Origin of the sequence: Actinophytocola sp. (assembly GCF_050699915.1) — a bacterium.
In the GTDB taxonomy this organism is placed as follows: Bacteria; Actinomycetota; Actinomycetes; order Mycobacteriales; family Pseudonocardiaceae; genus Actinophytocola.
In genome coordinates this window covers 1-22,696 of the sequence record NZ_JBOHGA010000096.1, presented here as the reverse complement: position 1 = coordinate 22,696, position 22,696 = coordinate 1, and the positions used below count along the sequence as shown (strand labels likewise).

Genomic DNA, 22,696 nt, shown 5'->3' with positions numbered 1-22,696 from the left:
CCTCCGCGGCGGCCCGCAGCGCGGTGGCGGCCTCGTCCCGCTCGTCCGCCCGCAGCAGCGCCTCGCCGAGCCGCCACCGGCACAGTGCCTGCTCGTACACCGCGCCGAAGCCGAACGCGTCGACCGCCGCGCGCCACAGCTCCGGCGAGCTCTTCCCGTGCAGCCGGGACAACTCCGCCTCCGCCCGCACGAGCCACGCCTTGCCCTCCGGCCCCAGCGTGCCGGTCCTCGGCCGGCCGAAACGCGCGGTGTTGCGGGCGTGTTCGTACAGCCGCTCGCCCTGCTCGACCGCCTGCTGCCGCTCGCCGTCCTCCCGGCGGCGTACGGCCCGCTCGGCCAGCTCCGCGCACAGCGCCACCCCGAGCGCGCCGAGCCGGATGCCGACCATCATCCACTCGCCGCCGATCCGCTCGGCCCAGTCGAGTGCGTCGCGAACGTCGGCCACGCCCTCCTCGGGCCGGCCCTGCCAGAACGCGAGCTCCGCGGTCCCGGGACCCATCGCCGCGCCGATCTGGAAGTCCCTGTGCCACTCGGACTTCAGGTCCGCGGCGAGCCGGGCGGCCTCGGCGAGCTTGCCGCGGCTCACCATCACGTGGCTGCCGACGGCGGCGAGCCGGGCGGACACCGTGCTCGACACGCGCCGCCCCGGCGGCTCCGCGGCCGCCTCACTCTCGTCCCAGTCGCCGCGCGTGTACCGGGCGGTGACCTTCAGGGCGCGCAGCTCGAAGCCATAGGTCCCCCAGGTCAGTCCCATGCTCTTGGCGCGCGCCACGCCCTCGTCGATGATCCGTACGGACTCGTCGAGGTCGGCCTGCTCGTAGTAGTTCATGGCGAGGTAGTGGCGCGCGCGCAGCTCCACGGTCGGCGCGTCCGCGGTCGTCGCGAGGCGCTGGGCGTCGCGCAGCCGCTCCCGGCTCTGGTCGACCCGACCCTCGGCCTCGTCCAGCGCACCCAGCGTGATCAGCGCGTCGGCCTCCACGCCCGGCTCCCCGGCCGTCCGCGCGTCGCGCACCGCCAGCTCCGCGAACGTGCGCGCCTCGACCGGCTCGCGCATGCCGCGCAGGATCGACGCGTACACCGCGAGCACCCACGCCTTCTCACACGTCGCCGGCAGGTCCTCGACCAGCTCCCAGGCACGCACGATCGCCTGGCGCGCCTCGTCCTCCTTGCCCTCCACGACGAACAGCGCGGACGCGAGCCGCCGCCACGACATCCCCGCGATCTCCGGGTCGTCGGTGTCGTCGGCGAGCTTGGCCGCCTGCCGGGCGAACGCCACCGACCGCTCCGGCTCCCCCGCGCCGCCGGCCACATGGGACGCCTTGCGCAACAGCACGGCCTCGTCGACGCCTGGCGGCCGCTCTGCCTCGGACACCGCGTCCCACAGCTTGAGCGCGCGCTCCAGATGGTGCAGCGACTCGGTCGGCGCCCCGGACTGCTTGGCTTCGTCCCCCGCCTCGATCGACGCCGCGAGCGCCTGCGGGAGCTGGTGGCTCTCCATGCTGTGGTGGGCGAGCGCGGCCGCCACGCCCCGCCCGTGCTGGCCGGCGAGCCGGCGCGCGTAGCTGCTGTGCAGCCGGACCCGCTCCCCCGGCAGCAGGTCGCCGTAGACCGCCTCGCGCAGCAGGGCGTGGCGGAACGCGTAGACCTCGATGCCCCGGTCCTGCGCGGCCACGAGCACGTGGTGCTGCACGGCCTCGCGCAGCGCCTCCTCGAGGTCGGTCTCCGACAGGCCCGACACCTCCAGCAGCGTCGCGTGCGGCACCCGCCGGCCGGCCACCGACGCCATCCGGATCACCTGCTGGGCGTTCTCGGCGAGCCGCTCGACCCGCGCCAGCAGCACGTCGACGAGCGTGGCCGGCAGGCTGGCGCCGTCCTCGGTGTAGGCGGCGAGCAGCTCCTCGGCGAAGAACGCGTTGCCCTCCGAGCGGCCGGCGACCTCGCGGAGGGTGTCCTCGGGCAGCAGCTCCTCGGCGAGCGCGGTGACGAACCTGCGCGAGTCGGTGTCGTCGAAGGCACCGAGCTCCAGCCGCTCCGTCGCGGGCAGCCGGACCAGCTCGGCCAGCATCGGGCGAAGCGGGTGGCGGCGGTGCAGGTCGTCGCTGCGGTACGTGCCGACGATCAGCAGCCGCTGCTCGCGCAGCCGGGAAACCAGGAAGGTGAGCAGCCGCCGGGTGGAGGCGTCCGCCCAGTGCAGGTCCTCGAGGACGAGCACGACGACCGACTCCGCGGCGAGGCCGGTGAGCAGAGCGTGCAGGGCGTCGAACAGCTGCAGCTGGCCGACGTCCTGCTCGGCGCGGCCGGCCGTGCGCGCGCCCGCCCCCGCGACGACGGCGCCTCCTGGCATGCCGCTCCCGGCCCGTTCCCCGCTGGGCAGGATCGCGTCCGGGAGGAGCCGAGCCAGCGCGGGATGCGCGAGCACGGCCCGCTCACGGTCGGGGACCTGTGCGATCGCCTCGACGAACGGCAGGTAGGGCAGTCCGGTCTCGCCGGCGTCCAGGCACCGGCCGGTGAGCACCACGGCGTCCTTGTCCCGCGCCAGCGCGGCGAGCTCCTCGGTGAGCCGGGTCTTGCCGACCCCGGCGTCGCCGGAGATCAGCACGGCCACCGGGGTGCCGGCCACGGCCTGCTCGAAAGCGGCACGCAACCGGCTCATCTCCCGGTCGCGTGCCACCAGGGGAATGCCGGAGCCGAGGCGTGCCACGCACGCATGCTCGCACACCTCAGGCGGCCCGAGGCGCCCCATTTATCGCCGGGCGCGGCCCGGTGTCACCGTGGGTGCCGGCGGTGCCGCGCAGGCGGCGGATCCGACGCCGCGCCTGCCTCGCCTCGCGCACCTGCTCCAGGGCGGCGCCTTCGAGCGCCTGCTCGATCCGGTAGTCCATCTCGGCCCTGACGAGCTCCGGGGTCACGTTCATCTCGACTCCTCGTCCGCTTCTCTCGTTGACGAGGTCAAGGTTCGTGCTGAGGCCCGGAGGCGGGCATCGGAAGATCACGCACGACTGGCGTGGAGAACCCTTACGCGGCGCGCCGCGCGGGTAAGGAGTGAGGTAAGGGATGGCCCACACAGTGCGGGGACCGGGGTAAGGGCAGGGTGGTCGAGCCGGTGCTCCAGGGTCTGGAGAGCACCTGCCCGGGCGATCACGTGGCCGGAACGTCGAGATACCGGCACGGCCCGGGGGGACGCGTCAGACGTTGCCGAGGCGACCGTCCTTCACGACCCCCATGAACGCGTCCCAACCGCTACCCCCGAACTCGAGGTGGCCCGCCTCGGGACGCTTCGAGTCGCGGACCGCGGCGCCGATTCCTGCCACGACGAGCTCGACACAGTCGTTGCTGGCACCGCTGCGGCTGCTCTTGCGCCAGCTGGCAGCTGACAGGTCAGAAAGGGTCACACCCTGCTCCTCTCGAAATCGACGCTAGGCAAGCCGGTCGGCCGCCCGCTCGACCACTGCAGCGGTGTCATCAGGTCGCAACGCCGCCGCACGCAAATGGTCAAACATCAACGTATACCGGTGCACGTCGGAAGGCTGTTCCAAGTAGACGCCAGATGTTGTGTACTCGACATAAACGACATCGGGATCGGCCTGCTCGGGGAAGCCGAGGATGAGGAACGGGCACTCCATGCCGGCGTGTGCCCCGGCCGCGAACGGCACCACCTGCAGGGTCACGTGCGGCAGCGCCGCCAGCTCCACGAGGTGCGCCAGCTGGGCACGCATGATCTCCGGACCGCCGACCGTGCGGTGCAGCACGGCCTCGTCGATCACCGCCCAGTACTCCGGCGGGTGCGCGTCGGTGAGCAGCTTCTGCCTGGTCACCCGGGCCGCCACCCGACGCTCCACATCGGCCTCCTCGGAGTCCGGGCGGATGGCGCGGATCACCGCGCGCGTGTAGCCCTCGGTCTGGAGCAGGCCGGGCACGAGCAGCGCCTGGTGGGTGTGCAGGGAGGCCGCGTCCGACTCCAGGCCCACGAAGGATCCGGTGAACACCTCGTTGTAGGCGTGCCACCAGCCCTTCTTGCGGGCCTCGCGGGACAGCTGGACCAAGGCCTCCCTTTCGTCGTCCTCGATGCCGTACACCTCGAGCATGTCTCTTACGTCGCGTGGGGTAACCCCCACGTGGCCGGTCTCGATTCGGCTGATCTTGGAGGCAGAGCACTCCAGCTTCTCGCCGACCTCGTCGATGGTCAGCTCGGCGGCCTCCCGAAGCCGGCGCAGCTCGCTCGCGAGCCGCCGGCGTCGCACCGTCGGGCTGGGACCTCGGGACATCAGTCACCTCACCTTCGCTCGCCGGCCGGTCCCCGGATGCGTTCCCCTTGGGCGCGGCGGCGCAATCGTCCTGAAATCGCGGAAACCCCGAACAGGGTGCCGCACTCGGTAATCATTTCCAGCATCGACCAATCTCTGCGTCACCCGATCGGGTAGTGCAACTTGCAATTTGCGTGTCTCTCGTCGCAAGCTGCTAATCGACGGATGGGCCGCGCCATAGGTAGTCAGACCAAAGCCCTCTGGGATGCAGATTGACGCATGAATCGCGAGACCGCAAGTCGAGCGCTCAGAAGTTAGCCCCCAGTTATCGCCTTTCGCACGGGAGTCACGGTGAGTAGTCCGATCTTCGGCCAGCTCGAGACGTCCCTGGCCGGCTACCTGGCGGACGTGGTGCATCGCGCGGAGTTCGGCGACGAGCGGACGGCCGCGGCCGTGGCGAGGTGCGAGCTGCCCCGACTGGTCGAGGCGCTGAAGGCGGTCCTCGACGAGCACGACCCGGACCAGTTCGGCCGCTGCCCGAACTGCCGCCCCAGCCGGTTCGGCCGCACGCCGGCCCCCTGCCGCGCCTACCTTTCCGCACACCTGTGCCTGATCGCGACCGAGGACCAGCCGCAGGTCGTCGAGGTGACCACGCCCATGCGCCGGCCAGTGGTACTGGCCGAGCCGCCCCGGTTCGGGATGGTGAAGACACCCGGCTGAACCTCATGGACCGCGAGCCAGGGAAGCCCCGATCCCATGCTCGCGTCGGGCGACCTGTCTCCCCCACTTCTCCCCCAGGTCGTCTGTGCAGGCGGCGGGCCTGGGATCGACCCCCGACCGATCCCGGGCCCGCCCTGTCAACTCCCTCAGCAGGCCTTGAGCCAGCTGCACTCAAGGTCCACCCGGTTGTTCGCGCCCTGGCGCGGACCCGGGTCGGCGGCCGGTGCGCGCGACGCCGGGCCGGCGTCGGTCGCCGAGCCGCCCTCGGACGCGAGCCGGATGGCGACGGCGTCCTCGATGGCCCTCGTGTTCACGCCGATCGAGTTGTTCGTCACCATCGAGAAGGCCAGGCGCTCGCCGCTCGCGGCGTCGACGTAGCCGGACAGTCCGCTCACCCCGGTCAACGAGCCGGTCTTGGCGTGCACCCGGCCCTCGGCGGCCGTGCCCCGCATGCGGCTGCGCAGCGTGCCGCCGACCAGCCGGTCCGCCTTGCCCGCGATCGGCAGGGCCTCGTACCACTCCGGGAACCACGGCCGGCCGGCGGCGCCGCCGAGCAGTGCGGCGAGCTGGTCCGGCGCGATCTGGTCCATCCGTGACAGGCCCGAGCCGTCCACAAGGGACAGTGGGCCGGTGACGCCGAGAGTCGGCAGGACGGCGGCGACCGCGTCCTGACCGGCGTCCCAGCTGCCCTCGCCGCTGGTCGCCCGGCCCATCGTCTTGGCCAGGATCTCGGCGTGCATGTTGTTGCTGAGCTTGAGGAACGGCACGAGCAGCTCACTGAGCGGCATCGACTCGCGCGCGGCGTACTCGGTGGCGCCGGTGGGCGTCGCGCCGCGGGTGGTCGGGCCGAGGACCCGGACGCCGTGCGCGCGCAGGGCGTCGCGGAAGAGGGCGGCCGCGTAGCCGGTGGGCTCCCAGACGGCCATGAACTCGGAGTCGGCGGTGCCGTCAGCCGGGATCGAGCCGGTCACGGTGAAGACGTTGGAGCCGTGCTCGCGGTCGACCGAGATCGTGTCGTCCGAGCCGGGTGCGCCGGTGGTCGCGGTGCTCCGGATCTTGACGTAGTCGGTCGGCGGCTCGGTGGTGACTCGCGCCTCGCCGTTCGCCCCCGGCTCGACCCGGACGATGATCGACCCGGCGTCGAAGTCGCTGTCCGGGGCGGCGGTGAGGGCGGAGATCTGCGCGTTGTAGTAGTACGGCTCGTCGTCCCAGGCCCAGCCGAGGCCCAGCCGGGTGTCGTCGAACCAGGTGTCGTCGGCGACGAGCTTGCCGCGGACGGTGGTGATGCCGCTGTCGGCGAACTGCTTGGCGAGGGTGGCGTAGTCGTCGGCCAGCATGGTCGGGTCGCCGGTGCCCTTGAGGTACAGGTCGCCGCGCAGCGTCTGCCCCTGGCGGCGGGCCGGGCTCGCGACCGTCGTGGTGAACCGGTGGTCGGGCCCGAGGATCTCGAGGGCCGCCGCGGAGGAGGCGAGCTTGGCGTTGGAGGCCGGCTGCTGGCGGCGGTCACTGCTGCGCTGGTATACGGCCTCGCCGTCGAGGGTGGTGACCACGAGCCCGACGTCGGCGCCGGTGAGTCCCGGGTCGGCGAGGATGGCGTCGAGGTCGGCCCCGAGGTCCCCGCGGTCCGGCCCGTCCTGCGCGGAGACGGACGACATGGGCGACACGGCCCCGACCGCACCGATGAGCAACACGAACCCGGCGAGCAGAACAAGCACACGAAGAGGACGAGGTTCCACAGCGACTCCCGCAGCAGGCAAGGCAGAGGTGAGGAATCCTCCTACCCCGGGGCCGCTGAGACAATCGCCAACCGGGTGGTTCGTCCTGGGAGCGCTGAGATCCGCGACTCAGTCGAGGATCCTGAGCAGTCCCTCCTGCACCACGGTCGCGATCAGGGTCCCGTCACGCCCGAAGAAGCGCCCGGTGGCCAGCCCCCGCGCCCCCGACGCGCTCGGCGATGCGCAGTCGTACAGGAACCACTCGTCGGCGCGGAACGGCCGGTGGAACCACAGCGCGTGGTCCAGGCTCGCGCCCAGCACCCGGTCCAGGCCCCAGTACGCCCCGTGCCGCACCAACACCGAGTCCAGCAGTGTCATGTCCGAGGCGTAGGTCAGCACGCACACGTGCAGCAGCTCGTCGTCCGGGAGGCTGCCGTCCGCGCGCATCCACACCTGGCTGCGCGCCTCCGCCGGCCCGCGGTCGCGCACCTCCCACGGCGGGTCGGTCACGTACCGCACGTCGATCGGCCGTGGGACGCGGGCGATCGGGCCCAGCTTGTCCGCGTAGCGGCGCATCGACTCCGCCCTGGTCGGCAGCGTCTCCGGGTCGGGCACCGCCGGCATCGGCTCCGCGTGCTCCAGCCCGGGCTCGGGCTGCTGGAACGACGCCGACAGCGCGAAGATCGCCTTCCCGCGCTGGACCGCGATCACTCGCCGGGTCGTGAACGAGCGGCCGTCGCGGATGCGGTCCACCTCGTAGACGATCGGGATGCTGGGATCGCCGGGGCGGATGAAGTACGCGTGCAGCGAGTGCACCTTGCGCTCGGCCGGCACGGTCCGGCCGGCGGCGACCAGCGCCTGCCCGGCCACCTGCCCGCCGAACACCCGGACCGGCGACTCCGCCGGGCTGACCCCGCGGAAGATGTTCTCCTCGATCCGCTCCAGATCGAGCAGCGCCACCAGCAGGTCGAGCACGGGCTGGCCGCTCACCAGACCGTCGCCCGACGAGGCGAGGTCCGCCGCGGCCTGCCGTGCCGCCTCGGTCATGATCGCCCCTTCGCCGACTCCGTCGGCTCAGGCGTGGTCCTCTTCGCCGAGCCGGTGGACGCGGATGAGGTTAGTCGAGCCGACCGTCCCGGGCGGGGAGCCGGCGACCACGACCACGAGGTCGCCGGCGTGGTACCGCCCGATCGACAGCATCGAGATGTCGACCTGCCGCACCATGAGGTCGGTGGAGTCCACCTCGGGCACCATGAACGTCTCGACGCCCCAGGTCAGCGCCAGCTGGCTGCGCACGGCCGGCTCCGGCGTGAACGCCAGCAGCGGCAGGTGGGTGTGCAGCCGGGCGAGCCGGCGCACCGTGTCGCCGGACTGCGTGAACGCCACGAGCGCCTTGGCGTTGAGCCGCTCGCCGATGTCGCGTGCGGCGTAGGACAGCACGCCCCGCTTGGTGCGCGGGACGTGGGTCAGCGGCGGCACGACGGTCGTCTCGCTCTCCACGGCCTCGACGATCCGGCCCATGGTCCGCACGGTCTCGATCGGGTAGCGGCCGACGCTCGTCTCGCCGGACAGCATCACCGCGTCGGCCCCGTCGAGCACCGCGTTGGCGACGTCGGAGGTCTCGGCGCGGGTCGGCCGAGAGTTGTTGATCATGGACTCCAGCATCTGGGTCGCCACGATCACCGGCTTCGCGTTCTCACGCGCGATCTGGATCGTCCGCTTCTGCACCAGCGGCACCTGCTCGAGCGGCAGCTCCACGCCCAGGTCGCCGCGGGCCACCATGACACCGTCGAAGGCCAGCACGATCGCCTCGAGGTTCGAGACCGCCTCTGGCTTCTCCAGCTTCGCGATCACCGGCAGCCGGCCGCGGCCGACCCGGTCCATCACCTGGTGCACGGTGTCGATGTCCGCGGGCGACCGGACGAACGACAGCGCCACGAAGTCCACGCCCAGCTGCAGCGCGAACTCCAGGTCCTCGACGTCCTTCTCGGTCATCGCCGGCACCGAGACGTCCATGCCGGGCAGCGAGATGCCCTTGTTGTTGCTGACCTTGCCGCCTTCGGTGACCTCGCAGACGACGTCCTGGCCCTCGATCGCGGTGACGGATAGGCCGACGTTGCCGTCGTCGACCAGGAGCCGGTCGCCGGGCTTGGCGTCCTTGGCGAGGCCCTTGTACGTGGTGGACACGCGGTCGTGGGTGCCCTCGACGTCCTCGACGGTGATCCGGACGACGTCGCCGACGCGCCACTCGCACGGGCCGTTGGCGAAGGTGCCGAGGCGGATCTTCGGGCCCTGCAGGTCGGCCAGGATGCCGACCGCGCGCCCGGACTCGTCGGACGCCGTGCGGACGAGGTCGTAGACCTGCTTGTGGTCGCTCTGGCTGCCGTGGCTGAAGTTCATCCTGGCGACGTCCATGCCGGCCGCGACCAGGTCACGCACCTTCTCGTGGGTGGCGGTCGCCGGCCCAAGAGTGCATACAATCTTCGCTCGTCGACTCACGGGACGCAGCCTAGCCCTGTCGGCTGGAACGATCCCGAAGTACCGGGCGGTAACGCGCGGATCGATCCAGAAAGTTATCGCCGTGTTTGCTCGCTGATCCCGACGTGGTCACGGGCCCACTCGTTGAACGGGCGCAGCGCCCGCCACGCCTTGCGGACGCGGTCGAGCAGGGCGCGTTCGTGGAGGACGTCGTCCGGCGGCCAGGTCCGGGTCGCGTAGACCGAGCGGTGGCGCAGCAGGTCGAGTCGCGGATGGTCGGCCGGCACGCCGCGCGGACGGGTGGCCAACCGGTCGCCCTTGATCTCCCAGCCGGCCTTGTCGAGCTTGGTGACGATCTTGCCGAGCGCCTCGCCGTGGATCTCCTCGGCGACGGCGGTGCGGTATCGCGCCAGCTGGTCGGGCTGGAGGTGGAAGCAACCGCCGCCGGTGCGGATCCCCGCCGGGCTCAGCTCGACGTAGTACGCGCCCGCGCCCCGGCCCGGCTCGATCACGCCGCCGCAGTGGGTCTTGTAGGGCGTCTTGTCCTTGGCGAACCGCACGTCGCGGTAGGGCCGGAACACCGTGGCCTTGCCGATGTCGGTGGCGAACTCCCCCGCCAGCTCCGCGAGCAGCGCCTCCATCGGCTCGCGCACGTCGGCCTGGTAGACGGCTTTGTTGTCGGTCCAGTAGGACTTGGAGTTGTCGGCGACGAGCCCGTCGAAGAAGTCGACCGCGTGCTCGCCGAACCCGTGGAACGTGGTGGTCATACGGCCTCCTCGGGAATCGCCTCGTCGGGTTGCCGACGCACGTGGCGGTCGGATGACAGGACCGCCGGTCGGGTCCCCACCCGCGCGCCGCGGGTCGCCTGCGCGGTACGCGACCGGTGGATGGCCACCCTCGAGAGGGCGGGCGCGGTGGGCACGACCGGATCGTCACCGGACACGAAGCTGACGCTCGACTCCGTCGCCTCACTGAAATCGCCGCAGCGACCTGCCACCCGTCCAATGCTCAACGACCCGAACATGTTGGAGTGCGGCGGGTCTTGCTCGTACTCGACGATGCTCGATCGAACCAGGCCCGGCGCCGAAGTCGGATCGTGCTCGGCCACGGCCGGGTCGAACCGCCGGGCGAACACGGAGACCTTGGCGTACACCGGGCCCTGCGCGTCGGCCACGGCCTCTCGGAGCCGGCCGCGCACGAGGTCGGCCGGCACGCCGCGGCCGAACAGCTCCCGGGCGTCGCGGTCCAGCCGCTCCAGGCGTCGGCCGAGGCCGCGGACCCGGCCGCCGTCGACCCGCATCGACGTGAAATGGCCGTAGTTGACCATGGCCAGCGTGCGGAGGTCATCGAGGAGCTGATCGGTCATCGCCGGTCAGGGTATGCCGGCGGAAACGGCCGGCGGGTGGCACCCCGAAGGGCACCACCCGCCGGTGGGAAGGAAGGACTCAGCCGGCCGACGCGGCGTTGTACACGCCCTGGGCGTCGGCGCCGAAGTACGGGCCGAACATCCAGGTCGGGATGAGGTTGATCTTGTAGCTGTTCACCGAGTTCTGGATCCCGGAGCCGGTGCCCTCGTCGAACTCCTGGAACCACGGGCCACCGCTGGAGCCACCGGTCATGTCACACGTCATGCCGATGCCGTCGCTGATCAGCGCGTCGAACGTGGTGCCGCTGCAGTAGATCATCTTCGTGCCGTCGTACGGGTCGGCCGCCGGCCACCCGAACGCGTACATGTCCTGGCCGCGCGCCTGGTTGAACGCGACGCCCTGGCCGCCGACGACGTCGGTCAGACTCTGCCCGTCCAGCGGGTTGACCACAGCGGCGCCGACGTCGAAGTTGATGTCCTCGCTGGCCTCCCACTGCGGGGTGCTCAGCGTGGTCTTCGCGGCCCAGGTGCCGAACGGCGCGTTGCCGTTGTTGTACGCGGGCGCGAACACCCAGTCGGTGTGCCAAGCGCCCTCGAGCTTCACGCAGTGCCCGGCGGTCATCACGACGCTCTTGTTGCCGCTGGTCACCGCGTTGCCGCTGCAGGACGCCTGCCGGCCCTGATAGGTGAAGAACACGCGACCGGCGGTCTTCTCGACCGCGCCGCCGCCCGTCCAGTCGCCGCCGCCGTTGGGGAAGGCCATCGGAAGCACGTCGTTCAGCAGCGAGCCGGTCGGCTGCACGACCTGCGGAGCGCCCCGCAGCACGTCGTGGGTCACCCTCGACGCGTCCACCTTCGGCAGCAGGCGGTCGAGCGGGATCGCGTTGCGCATGGCCTCGGGCGTCCACGTGGTCGTCAGCGCACCCATGTCGTGCACCGCCACCCCGGGCGCCGGGTTCTCAGCCGTCGCCGACGGGGCCACGAACGCGGCCACCGCCAGCCCGGCGGCTGCCAAGCCGATCGCGCCTCGCCAGATCTTGTTCATCAGTACCTACCTTTCGGGCGGCCAGTCCGGCCGTCCGTACAGGGGGGATAGGTGTCAACGGTCTGTGAACGTACCTGGCGAATCTTTGACCCGAACACCGCCAGAAGTAGCGGAGTGACCGTGCCGCACGGAGCACCACCAGAATGGCCTACGTGGCTGATCTCGAGCTGGTGGTCGACGGGCGGACGCTGCGCTGCGCGGACGTGGCGCGGGTCGCGGACGAGGACCTCGCCGTGCGGGTGGCGCCCGAGGCGGAGAAGCGGGCGTCGGATGCGTGGCAGCTGGTCACCGAGCTCGCGGCGCGCCGGGAGATCTACGGCCGGACGACCGGCGTCGGCGCCAACCGCGACCTGACCGTCGACGAGGACGCCGGGCCGGAGCACGGGTGGCGGTTGCTGCGCAGCCATGCGGGCGGGATCGGCGAGCCGATGCCGGCGCGGCAGGTGCGGGCCATGCTGCTGATCCGGCTAAACCAGCTGGCCGCGGGCGGCTCGGGTGCGCACCCGCGGCTGCTGGACGCGCTGGCCACCGCGCTCACCACCGGCGCGACGCCGCTGGTGCACCGCACGGGCGCGATCGGCACCGGTGACCTGACGGCGCTGGCGGAGACCGCGCTGACGCTGGCGGGCGAGCGCCCGTGGGTGTCCGGTTCGCTGCGGCCGGTCACGCTGGACACCTCTGACGCGCTGGCGTTCATGAGCAGCAACGCCGCCACGCTCGCCGACGCGGTGCTGGCCACCGACGCCCTGGACCGGTTGCTGCGCGCGAGCCACGTCGTGGCCGCACTGTCCTATGTGGTCCTGGGTGGCTCGCCGGAGGCGTACGCGACGGCCGTGCACGAGGCGCGCCCGCACCCCGGCCAGGTCCGGTGCGCGGCCGAGATGCGGCGGCTGCTGGGGATGAGCGGCACGCCGCCGCGCGGGCGGCGGATCCAGGACCCGTACGGGCTGCGCGCGTTCCCGCAGGTGCAGGGCCCGGCGCTGGACTCGGTCGGGTACCTGACCGAGGTGCTGACGGTAGAGATCAACGCGGCGACGGAGAACCCGATGGTGTCGCTGTCGGCCGGGGACGTGTTCCACCACGCGCACTTCCACACCGCGTACGTGGCGGTCGCGCTGGACCAGACCCGGGCGACCGTGCACCACGTGGCGGAGCTGTCCGCGTCACGGCTCGGTGACCTGGTCGAGCCGTCGTTCACGGGCCTGCCGGCGTTCCTCGCGTCGGGCCCGCCGGGCAGCTCCGGGGTGATGATCCTGGAGTACGTGACCCACGACGCGCTGGCGACACTGCGGCAGGCCGCGCTGCCGGTGACGCTCGGGACGGCCGTGGTCTCGCGAGGCGTGGAGGACCACGCGTCGTTCGCGACGCAGGCCGCCCGGGCAGCCGGCTCGGCGGCGGACGCCTACCGCCAGGTGCTGGCGTGCGAGCTGGTCGCCGCGGTACGGGCGCTGCGCATGCGGCCGGCGGACCTGATGGACCTGCCGATCAGAGAGGCCTTCGAGGCCGCCGGCGCGGTGCTCGACCCTGACCTCGCGGACCGCCCACTGTCCGCGGACCTGGAGGCGGCCGTCGGCCTGCTGGACGACTTCGCGGACCTGTAGTCGCGATCGCGAGTCGTGGGCGGACCGGCCGCGAACGTGGGTGCCGCTAGTCGGCGTCGGACCGCGTCGCGGCCTGGTTCGTCGTCTCCGAATGGGTGCCGGTCGTCTAGACGACGGCCAGCGGCAGTGCCGTCGGGTGAACGGGGGCGGGCAGGTCCGAGTGGCCAGTAAGGAAAGCATCCACAGCATTGGCCACCGAGCGGCCCTCCGCGATCGCCCACACCACAAGGGATGCACCGCGATGCGCGTCGCCGCAGACGAAGACTCCGGGGGTCTGTGTCTGCCAGTCCGGGCCGCATGACAGGGAGCCGCGCGGCGACAGTGACAGGCCCAGGCCCTCCAGCAGCGGCATGTGCTCCACGCCCTCGAAGCCGATCGCCAGCAGGACCAGGTCCGCCGCCACCTCCTCGACCTCGTCGCCCACCGGGGTGACCTCGCGCGCGCCGGTGTCCGGGTTCCGGCGCACAACCACCTCACGCAGCCGCACCGCCTCCACGTCCCCGGACGGCGAGCCGACGAACTCCTCCACCGCGACCGCGAACCGCCGCTCCCCCGCCTCCTCGTGCGCGGGGTAGGTTCGCAGCACCCACGGCCATACCGGCCACGGCGAGATGTCGTCGTCCCGCTCGGACGGCGGCTCGGGGTACTGGTCCAGCTGCGTCACCGACAGCGCGCCCTGCCGCGTCGCCGTGCCGTAGCAGTCCGCGCCCGTGTCACCGCCGCCGATGATCAGCACGTGCTTGCCCGCCGCGGAGATCGACGTCGGCCCGTCGCCCTCGCACTCCTTGTTCGACGGCACCAGGTGCTCCATCGCCAGGTGCACGCCGCCGAGCGAGCGCCCGGGCACGTCCGACGCGTCGCGGCCGCGCAGCGCGCCGACCGCCAGCACCACCGCGTCGTAGGACGCCCGCAGCGTCTCCACCGCCAGGTCACCCGGGCGGGTGCCACCCACCTCGCAGCCGGTGACGAACCTCGTCCCCTCGGCCCGCAGCTGCGCGAGCCGCCGATCGAGGACCTTCTTCTCCATCTTGAACTCGGGGATGCCGTACCGGAGCAGGCCGCCGAGCCGGTCGTCCCGCTCGTACACGGTCACCTCGTGGCCGGCGCGGGTCAGCTGCTGCGCCGCCGCGAGCCCGGCCGGACCCGACCCGACCACCGCGACCCGCCGGCCGGACGCCACCGCCGACTGCCGCGGGCGGACCAGGTCCTTCTCCCACGACACGTCCGCGATGGCCTCCTCGACCCGCTTGATCGCCACCGGCCCGCCGGACAGCGGCGAGATCGACAGCACGCACGCGGTCTCGCACGGCGCCGGGCACAGCTTCCCGGTGAACTCCGGGAAGTTGTTCGTGGCGTGCAGCCGCTCGCTCGCCGCCCGCCAGTCGCCGCCGCGGACCAGGTCGTTCCACTCCGGGATCAGGTTGCCCAGCGGACAACCCGCGGAACCCGAGTGACAGAAGGGAATCCCGCAGTCCATACACCGGGTGGCCTGCTCGCGCACCTGCGAATCCCGCTCGGCCGGCTCGAGGTCGGCGTAGACCTCGTGCCAGTCGGCCAGCCGGTCCGCGTGCGAGCGCTTCGGCGCGTTCTCGCGGTCGTGCTCCAGGAAACCGTTGGGGTCAGCCACGCGAAGCCTCCATGACCGCCTCGTCGACGTCGCGTCCCTCGGCCGCGGCCAACCGCATCGCCTCGAGCACGCGCTGGTAGTCGCGCGGCATCACCTTGGTGAACGACGCCGCGCGCCGGGTCCAGTCGCCGAGCAGCGAGGCCGCCACGGCGGAACCGGTGTGGCGGTGGTGGCACTGCACGGTCTCGCGCAGCCACCGCAGGTCCTCTCCGGACGGTCGCTGCAGGTCGACCATCGCGGCGTTGACGAGCTTCTGGTCCAGGTCGAGCACGTAGGCGACACCGCCGGACATGCCGGCCGCGAGGTTGCGCCCGGTCGGCCCGAGCACCACCGCCCGGCCGCCGGTCATGTACTCGAACGCGTGGTCGCCGACGCCCTCGGCCACGGCCACGGCGCCGGAGTTGCGCACACAGAACCGCTCGCCGACCCGGCCGCGCAGGAAGATCTCGCCGCTTGTGGCGCCGTAGCCGATCACGTTGCCGCCGATCACCTGCTGCTCGGCGGCGAACGCCGAGTCCGGGTGTGGCCGCACGATGATCCGCCCGCCGGACAGCCCCTTGCCGACGTAGTCGTTGGCGTCGCCGATCAGGTCCAGCGTGATGCCGGCCGGCAGGAACGCGCCGAGCGACTGGCCGGCCGAGCCGGACAGCTCGATGTGGATCGTGTCCTCGGGCAGCCCGTCGCCGCCGTAACGGCGGGTGACCTCCGAGCCGAGCAGCGTGCCGACCGTCCGGTTCACGTTGCGCACCGGCAGGTCCAGCCGCAGCGGGTGGGCATCCTCCAGGGCCGCCTCGGCGAGCTGGATCAGCGTGCGGTCCAGCGCCTCGTCCAGCCCGTGGTCCTGCGCGCGGACCCGCCGCCGGGCACCGCCGTAGGTCGTCTCCGGGACCGCGAACACCGGCGAGAGGTCGAGCCCCTGGGCCTTCCAGTGCTCCACGGCCTCGTCGACGTCGAGCAGCTCAGCGTGGCCGATCGCCTCGTCGAGAGTGTGGAAACCCAGCTCCGACAACCACTCCCGGACCTCGTGCGCGACGAAGTGGAAGAAGTTGACCACGTGCTCGACCTGGCCGGTGTACCGCTCGCGCAGCACCGGGTTCTGCGTGGCCACGCCGACCGGACAGGTGTCCAGGTGACACACCCGCATCATGATGCAGCCGGCCACGATCAGCGGCGCGGTGGCGAAGCCGTACTCCTCGGCACCGAGCAGTGCCGCGACGATCACGTCCCGCCCGGTCTTCATCGCGCCGTCCACCTGCACGGTGATCCGGTCGCGCAAACCGTTGAGCAGCAACGTCTGCTGCGTCTCGGCGAGGCCGACCTCCCACGGCGTGCCGGCGTGCTTGAGCGAGTTGAGCGGCGAGGCGCCGGTGCCGCCGTCGTGCCCGGAGATCAGCACGACGTCCGCGTGCGCCTTGGACACCCCCGCGGCGACCGTCCCCACGCCCAGCTCGGACACCAGCTTCACGTGCACGCGCGCGTGCTCGTTGGCGTTCTTGAGGTCGTGGATGAGCTGGGCGAGGTCCTCGATGGAGTAGATGTCGTGGTGCGGCGGCGGGGAGATCAGGCCGACGCCCGCGGTGGAGTGCCGGGTGCGCGCGATCCACGGCCACACCTTGTTCGGCGGCAGCTGGCCGCCCTCCCCCGGCTTCGCGCCCTGCGCCATCTTGATCTGCAGGTCGGTCGCGTTCACCAGGTACTCGCTGGTGACGCCGAACCGGCCGCTCGCGATCTGCTTGATGGCCGAGCGGCGCTCCGGGTCGTAGAGGCGGTCGGTCTCCTCGCCGCCCTCGCCGGTGTTGGACCGTCCGCCGATCTGGTTCATCGCGATCGCGAGGGTCTCGTGCGCCTCGGCGCTGATCGAGCCGTAGGACATCGCGCCGGTGTTGAACCGCTTGAGGATCGCCTCGACCGGCTCGACCTCGTCGAGCGGGACGGGCGCGCGTCCCTCGGTGCGCAGCCGGAACAGCCCGCGCAGCGCGCCGCCCTCGCGGTTGAGGCGCTCCACTTCGGACACGTACTCGCGGTAGACCTCTTCGCGGCGGGTCTTCGTGGCGTGCTGCAACAGGAACACGGTCTCGGGCGTGAACAGGTGCAGCTCGCCCTCGCGGCGGTAGGCGTACTCGCCGCCGGACTCGAGCCGCCGGTGCACCCGGTCGTTCGGGTTCTCCGGATGGGCGGCGTAGTGGCGGCCGGCCACCTCGCGAGCGATCACGTCCAGGCCGACGCCGCCCAGCTTGGAGATGGTCCCGGTGAAGTACTCGTCGAGCACCTCCGAGGCGAGCCCGAACGCCTCGAACACCTGCGCCGCGGTGTAGGCGCCGACGGTCGAGATGCCCATCTTGGACATGATCTTCAGGACACCCTTGACGAGCGCCGCCACGTAGTTGCGGATCGCCTGGCGCGGGTCGAGGCCGGTGATCGCACCGCGGCGGATCTGGTACTCGATGGTCTCGAACGCGAGGTACGGGTTGACCGCCGCGGCGCCGTAGCCGAGCAGCAGCGCCACATGGTGCACCTCGCGCGCGTCGCCGGTCTCCACGACCAGTGCGACGCGCAGTCGCTCCTTGGTGCGCACGAGATGGTGGTGCACCGCGGAGACCAGCAGCAGCGACGGAATCGGCGCCATCCGGTGGTCGGAGTCCCGGTCGGACAGCACGAGGATGCGCGCGCCGGCCGCGATCGCCTCGGACGCCTCGCGGCGCACCCGGGCGATGGCCGCCACGAGCGCCTCGCCGTCACCGTCCACTTCGTACAGTCCGGGGATCACCGTGCAGGCGTAGCCCGGCATGTCGCCGTCGTCGTTGACGTGGATGAGCTTGGCGAGCTCGTCGTTGTCGATGACCGGCAGCGGCAGCTGGATGTGTCGGCAGGACGCCGGGCTCGGCTCGAGCAGGTTCTGCTCCGGGCCCATGATGCGCTGCACCGAGGTGACGATCTCCTCGCGGATCGCGTCCAGCGGCGGGTTGGTCACCTGGGCGAAGTTCTGCTTGAAGTAGTCGTACAGCAACCGGGGCCGCTTCGACAGCGCGGCGGGCGGGGTGTCGGTGCCCATCGAGCCGATCGGCTCGGCGCCGTTGAGCGCCATCGGCGTGAGCAGGACCTTGAGCTCCTCCTCCGTGTAGCCGAAGGAGAGCTGGCGACGCAGCACGGACTCGTTGGTCTGCACGACGTGCTCGCGGTCGGGCAGGTTCGCGATCTTGAGCAGCCCGGCGTGCAGCCACTCCTCGTAGGGCAGCTCCGCGGCGAGCCCGGCCTTGACCTCGTCGTCGTCGACGATCTTGCCGGCGGCGGTGTCCACGAGGAACATCCGGCCCGGCTGCAGCCTTCCCTTGGCGACGATGTTCTCCGGCGGCACGTCGAGCACGCCGGTCTCGCTCGCCAGCACGACGCGGTCGTCGGTCGTCCGCCACCAGCGGGCCGGGCGCAGGCCGTTGCGGTCGAGCACCGCGCCGACGAGGGTGCCGTCGGAGAAGGTCACGCTCGCCGGACCGTCCCACGGCTCCATCATGCTCGAGTGGAACTTGTAGAAGGCGCGCTGCTTCGGGTCCATCGTGGTGTTGTTCTCCCAGGCCTCCGGGATCATCATCAACACCGCGTGCGGGAGCGTCCGGCCGCCGAAGTGGAGCAGCTCCAGCACCTCGTCGAAGGACGCCGAGTCCGAGCCGTCCGGGTCGCAGATCGGGTACAGCCGGGTGAGGTCGCCCGGGATCAGGTCGGTGGCCAGCAGCGCCTCGCGGGCCCGCATGCGGTTGCGGTTGCCGCGGATCGTGTTGATCTCGCCGTTGTGCGCCACGAACCGGAAGGGGTGCGCGAGGGGCCAGGACGGGAACGTGTTGGTGGAGAACCGGCTGTGCACCAACGCGATCGCGCTCGCCAGCCGCTCGTCGGTGAGGTCGGCGAAGAACGCCGGCAGCTGCGCGGTGGTGAGCATTCCTTTGTAGACCAGCGTGCGCGCGGACAGCGAGGGGAAGTAGACCCCGCAGCCGGCGGCGGCGCTCTCGTGCTCGGCGCGCTTGCGCAGACAGAACGTGACCCGGTCCAGCTCTACGCCGGCCGCGCGGCGGCCGTCGGCATCCGGCACCGTGGCGAAGAAGGGCATCGCGAAGTGCGGCATCACCGACTGGGCCGTCGGCCCGACGTCGGCCGCGTCGGGCTCGACCGGGACCTCGCGCCACCCCAGCAGCTCCAGCCCCTCCTCGCCGGCGATGCGGCCGATCAGCGAGACGGCTCTGGCTCGCTGGTCGGGATCGGTTGGCAGGAAAGCGATGCCGGTGGCGTAGGCGTGCGCACCGCTCGCATCTGGCTCGGGCAGGTTGAAGTCGATCACGTCGCGCAGCAGCTCGTCGGGCAGCTGCAACAGAATCCCGGCGCCGTCGCCGCTGGTCGGCTCCGCGCCCGCGGCACCGCGATGCTCGAGGTTGGCCAACGCCACGAGGGCGTCGGTGACGATCTCGTGGGAGCGTCGCCCCTGGATGTCGGCGACCATGGCCACGCCACACGCGTCACGCTCGGCAGTGGGGTCGTAAAGACCCTGCGCAGCGGGAATGGCAGAAAAAATCACGCGTCGACCTCCCTCGTCGTCCTCGCGCTCAGTGATCCTGGGCGCGGGACGGCGGTGGCCCGCGTGTGTGACGCGAGCGTAACAGTCCCGAAACCCCGGAGCCACGAACCGAGCACGGATTTGTCGGGATCGGTGTAACGATTGACGTGATCCGCGCGATAAGGCGCCTTACCCCTGGTGAGGACGTTCCGGCGCCGGATTTGACCTACTTCAGGGTAGCCGAGGGAGTCGGCGCAGGACTATGCCCGCCGGTCAGCGGCTGTTGACAATCCGTTGTGAGAGCGCTTCCATAGCAAGCGGCAATATCTGCGGCCTGGTTCACAGGCACTCGGAACCCCTGCCCGAGCGTGACGAGGAGGTCACCGCCCATGCCCGCTCCTCCCTTCCTGACCCCTGCCCGACCCGTACGTCGAGCCAGGAGACGCATCGCGTTCGGCGCCGCCGCCGCGGCCGTCGCCGTCGTGCTTCCCCTGACACAGCAAGCACAAGCGTCCGTCCCGCCCCCGGAGTCCGGTTGGACCCAGGTGTGGGCCGACGACTTCGAGGGCTCGGCCGGCTCGCTGCCGTCGGGCTCGAACTGGATCTTCGACATCGGCCACAGCTACCCCGGTGGCCCGCCCAACTGGGGCACCGGCGAGATCGCCGCGCACACGAACAACCCGGCCAACGTGAGCGTCGACGGCTCGGGCAACCTGCGGATCACGCCGCTGCGCGACGGCGCGGGCAACTGGACCTCGGCCCGCATCGAGACCCAGCGCAGCGACTTCAAGCCACCGGCCGGCGGCACGCTGCGCATCGAGGGCCGCGTCCAGATGCCGAACGTCACCGGCACCGAGGCACTCGGGTACTGGCCGGCGTTCTGGGCGCTGGGCTCGCCGTTCCGCGGCAACTACTGGAACTGGCCGGGCATCGGCGAGTTCGACATCATGGAGAACGTCAACGGGATCAACTCCGTGTGGGGCGTGCTCCACTGTGGAGTGAACCCGGGCGGCCCCTGCAACGAGACCAACGGCCTCGCCGCGAACCGGCCGTGCCCCGGCGCCTCCTGCCAGTCGGCCTTCCACACCTACCGCTTCGAGTGGGACGACGCCGCCGACCAGCTGCGCTGGTACGTCGACGGCCAGCAGTTCCACTCGGTGAGCCAGAACCAGGTCGGCGCGGACACCTGGAACCAGATGACCAACCACGCCGGCTACTTCATCATCCTCAACGTCGCGATGGGCGGCGCGTTCCCCAACGGCGTCGCCGGCCGCGGCACGCCGGTCCCGGAGACCGTGCCGGGCCGGCCGATGCTCGTCGACTACGTGGCGGTGTGGACCCGCGGCGGCGGTGGCGGCCCGACCGACCCGCCGCCCGGCGGCGGCGACGCGTACAGCCGGCTCGAGGCCGAGAACTTCCAGCAGCAGAACGGCCTGCAGGTCGAAGGCACGGCCGACGCGGGTGGCGGCAGCCACGTGGGCTGGGTCGCCAACGGCGACTGGGCGCGCTACGACGACATCGACTTCGGTTCCTCCCCCGCACGGCAGTTCTCCGCGCGGGTGGCGTCCGGCGCGGCGGGCGGGGTGAGCGGCCTGGTCGAGGTCCGGCTGGACAGCAGATCGAACGCGCCGATCGGCAGCTTCGCAGTCGGCAACACCGGCGGCTGGCAGAGCTGGCGGACCGTACCGGCCAACATCAGCGGGGTCACCGGGGTGCACGACGTGTTCCTGACCTACACCAGCGGCCAGCCGGCCGACTTCGTGAACGTCAACTGGTTCACGTTCGCCCGCTGACCGCCGGCCCCGTGGACGGCGATCCGATCGACCGGTGACAGGCCACGTCGACGCTCGGATCGCTTTCGCCGGCTCCCCCTCGCACCCCGTCCCAGGTGCGAGGGGGGCCGGCACCACGGTCCCGAGGTGGTGGCCGGGTCTTGACAGCGCGCAACGGGAACGAGATCCTTCGCTCACCCATGAGAGCGCTCTCATGATCGAGCCGGAACACACAGCGAAGTGGCCAGCAGGAGGCCCACATGCGTACGTCCAGTCGACCGAAGGGCGCGATCGTCGCATCGCTGGCGGTGAGCGCCCTCGTCCTCGCCGCGTGCGGAAGCAGCGAGGACGGCGCGGACGCGAACGGCGAGGTCAAGCTGACGATCAACGTCTACGGCGACAACTTCTCCTTGCCCGACAACCGGGAGCTCTACGACGAGTACGAGAAGGCGCACGACAACGTCGAGATCGTGGAGAACCGAAGCGACTTCGGCACCCACCACCAGAACCTCCAGGCCCGGCTGACCGCCGGGTCCGGCGCCGCCGATCTCGAGGTGGTCGAGGTCGGCCAGGTGTCGGGCTACATCGGGCAGCCGGACAAGTTCGTCAACCTCACCGAGCACGACGTCGACACCGGGCAGTGGACCGAGTCGACCGTCCAGCGGGCGTCCACTCCGGACGGTGGCACGCTGATCGGGCTGCCGACCGACATCGGCGGGCTCGCGATGTGCTACCGCACGGACCTGTTCGAGCAGGCCGGGCTGCCGACCGCCCGCGACGAGGTGTCCGCGCTGTGGTCGACCTGGGAGGACTACCTCGACGTCGGCAACCGGTTCACCGCGAAGGTGCCGAAGGTCAAGTGGTTCGACGCCGGCGGCCATGTGTTCACCGGCATCATCGGCAACGACGAGGAGACCTTCTACGACGCCGACGGCGAGCTGATCGTCGAGCGCAACGACGCGGTCCGCGACGCCTGGGACCTCACGGTCGGCGCGATCGAGGACGGCCAGTCCGCCGCGCTGCCCGAGTTCACCCCCGAGTGGAACACCGGCTTCCAGCAGGGCCAGTTCGCGACGATCACCTGCCCCGCGTGGATGATGGGCTACATCCAGGCCAACGCCCCGCAGACCAAGGGCAAGTGGGACATCGCGACGATCCCCGGCGGCTCGGGCAACTGGGGCGGCTCGTACGTCACGATCCCGTCGCAGGGCAAGAACGTCGAGGCGGCCGTGGACCTCGCGAAGTGGCTGACCGCGCCGGAGCAGAACATCAAGCTGTTCAAGGCGATCGGCAACTTCCCGAGCCAGCGGAGCACCTGGTCCCAGCCCGAGGTCGCGGACTTCACCTCGGAGTTCTTCAGCGACGCGCCGGCCGGGAAGATCTTCCCCGCCTCGCTGGAGGACGCGCCGGTTCAGGTCTACGGCCCGCAGAGCGGCGTCATCGGCCAGACGTTCGCCGGCGCGCTGAACAGCGTCGAGCAGGGCACGAACCCGGACGAGGCGTGGGACAAGGCCATGAGCGACATCAAGGCCGCGGCCGGTGATGGATGACGGCCCAGCTGGATCGCCGCGGGACGTCGCCGGAGGAC

At 71.5% G+C, this 22,696-nt stretch carries 16 protein-coding genes; 4 read left to right on the top strand and 12 right to left on the bottom strand.

The window, feature by feature from the left end:
• The 4 genes from ACRDSK_RS18280 to ACRDSK_RS18265 form a co-directional block, all read right to left on the bottom strand.
• A partial coding sequence (locus ACRDSK_RS18280; protein ID WP_431442262.1) for an ATP-binding protein occupies window positions 1–2,701 on the bottom strand: 2,701 nt, incomplete at its 3' end.
• 19 nt (window positions 2,702–2,720) lie between these two features.
• The gene (locus ACRDSK_RS18275) at window positions 2,721–2,915 is read right to left on the bottom strand and encodes a hypothetical protein (RefSeq protein ID WP_431442261.1); all 195 of its coding nucleotides are present in this window, start codon (window positions 2,913–2,915) and stop codon (window positions 2,721–2,723) included.
• A 270-nt stretch (window positions 2,916–3,185) separates the two neighbouring features.
• Window positions 3,186–3,392, bottom strand: a complete 207-nt coding sequence (locus tag ACRDSK_RS18270; protein WP_431442260.1) for a DUF397 domain-containing protein — start codon at window positions 3,390–3,392, stop codon at window positions 3,186–3,188.
• 24 nt (window positions 3,393–3,416) lie between these two features.
• Window positions 3,417–4,265 (bottom strand): helix-turn-helix domain-containing protein, encoded by an 849-nt coding sequence (locus ACRDSK_RS18265; protein WP_431442259.1) that lies wholly within the window; start codon window positions 4,263–4,265, stop codon window positions 3,417–3,419.
• Between the two features lie 330 nt (window positions 4,266–4,595).
• Here ACRDSK_RS18265 and ACRDSK_RS18260 point away from each other — a divergent pair, with 330 nt between their 5' ends.
• Window positions 4,596–4,964, top strand: coding sequence for a hypothetical protein (locus ACRDSK_RS18260; protein ID WP_431442258.1), 369 nt, complete (start codon window positions 4,596–4,598; stop codon window positions 4,962–4,964).
• Between the two features lie 146 nt (window positions 4,965–5,110).
• Here the strand turns inward: ACRDSK_RS18260 and dacB are convergent, their stop codons facing one another.
• The 6 genes from dacB to ACRDSK_RS18230 form a co-directional block, all read right to left on the bottom strand.
• Window positions 5,111–6,679, bottom strand: a complete 1,569-nt coding sequence (gene dacB / locus ACRDSK_RS18255; protein WP_431442257.1) for a D-alanyl-D-alanine carboxypeptidase/D-alanyl-D-alanine endopeptidase — start codon at window positions 6,677–6,679, stop codon at window positions 5,111–5,113.
• Between the two features lie 129 nt (window positions 6,680–6,808).
• Complete coding sequence (gene tesB, locus ACRDSK_RS18250) at window positions 6,809–7,726, bottom strand: acyl-CoA thioesterase II (RefSeq protein ID WP_431442256.1); 918 nt, start codon at window positions 7,724–7,726, stop codon at window positions 6,809–6,811.
• Window positions 7,727–7,753: 27 nt separating this feature from the next.
• Window positions 7,754–9,178 carry a pyruvate kinase gene (gene pyk / locus ACRDSK_RS18245; protein WP_431442255.1) on the bottom strand — a complete coding sequence of 475 codons (1,425 nt, stop codon included), beginning with the start codon at window positions 9,176–9,178 and terminating at the stop codon, window positions 7,754–7,756.
• Window positions 9,179–9,252: 74 nt separating this feature from the next.
• A complete protein-coding gene (locus ACRDSK_RS18240) occupies window positions 9,253–9,924 on the bottom strand; it encodes a DUF2461 domain-containing protein (RefSeq protein WP_431442254.1) in 672 nt (223 codons plus the stop codon).
• Window positions 9,921–10,523 carry a hypothetical protein gene (locus ACRDSK_RS18235; RefSeq protein ID WP_431442253.1) on the bottom strand — a complete coding sequence of 201 codons (603 nt, stop codon included), beginning with the start codon at window positions 10,521–10,523 and terminating at the stop codon, window positions 9,921–9,923. Before ACRDSK_RS18235 ends, ACRDSK_RS18240 begins: the two co-directional genes overlap by 4 nt.
• A gap of 79 nt (window positions 10,524–10,602) precedes the next feature.
• Window positions 10,603–11,568 (bottom strand): trypsin-like serine peptidase, encoded by a 966-nt coding sequence (locus ACRDSK_RS18230; RefSeq protein ID WP_431442252.1) that lies wholly within the window; start codon window positions 11,566–11,568, stop codon window positions 10,603–10,605.
• Window positions 11,569–11,720: 152 nt separating this feature from the next.
• Here ACRDSK_RS18230 and ACRDSK_RS18225 point away from each other — a divergent pair, with 152 nt between their 5' ends.
• On the top strand, window positions 11,721–13,169 hold the full coding sequence (locus ACRDSK_RS18225; RefSeq protein WP_431442251.1) for an aromatic amino acid ammonia-lyase: 1,449 nt from the start codon (window positions 11,721–11,723) through the stop codon (window positions 13,167–13,169).
• A gap of 106 nt (window positions 13,170–13,275) precedes the next feature.
• Here the strand turns inward: ACRDSK_RS18225 and ACRDSK_RS18220 are convergent, their stop codons facing one another.
• Together ACRDSK_RS18220 and gltB are read right to left on the bottom strand one after the other, a co-directional pair.
• Complete coding sequence (locus tag ACRDSK_RS18220; protein ID WP_431442250.1) at window positions 13,276–14,796, bottom strand: glutamate synthase subunit beta; 1,521 nt, start codon at window positions 14,794–14,796, stop codon at window positions 13,276–13,278.
• Complete coding sequence (gltB, locus tag ACRDSK_RS18215; protein ID WP_431442249.1) at window positions 14,789–19,357, bottom strand: glutamate synthase large subunit; 4,569 nt, start codon at window positions 19,355–19,357, stop codon at window positions 14,789–14,791. Before gltB ends, ACRDSK_RS18220 begins: the two co-directional genes overlap by 8 nt.
• A 368-nt stretch (window positions 19,358–19,725) precedes the next feature.
• Between gltB and ACRDSK_RS18210 the strand changes: the two genes are divergently transcribed.
• Window positions 19,726–21,129 carry a glycoside hydrolase family 16 protein gene (locus tag ACRDSK_RS18210; protein WP_431442248.1) on the top strand — a complete coding sequence of 468 codons (1,404 nt, stop codon included), beginning with the start codon at window positions 19,726–19,728 and terminating at the stop codon, window positions 21,127–21,129.
• 239 nt (window positions 21,130–21,368) lie between these two features.
• A complete protein-coding gene (locus ACRDSK_RS18205; RefSeq protein WP_431442247.1) occupies window positions 21,369–22,658 on the top strand; it encodes an ABC transporter substrate-binding protein in 1,290 nt (429 codons plus the stop codon).
• The last annotated feature ends 38 nt before the right edge of the window (window positions 22,659–22,696 follow it).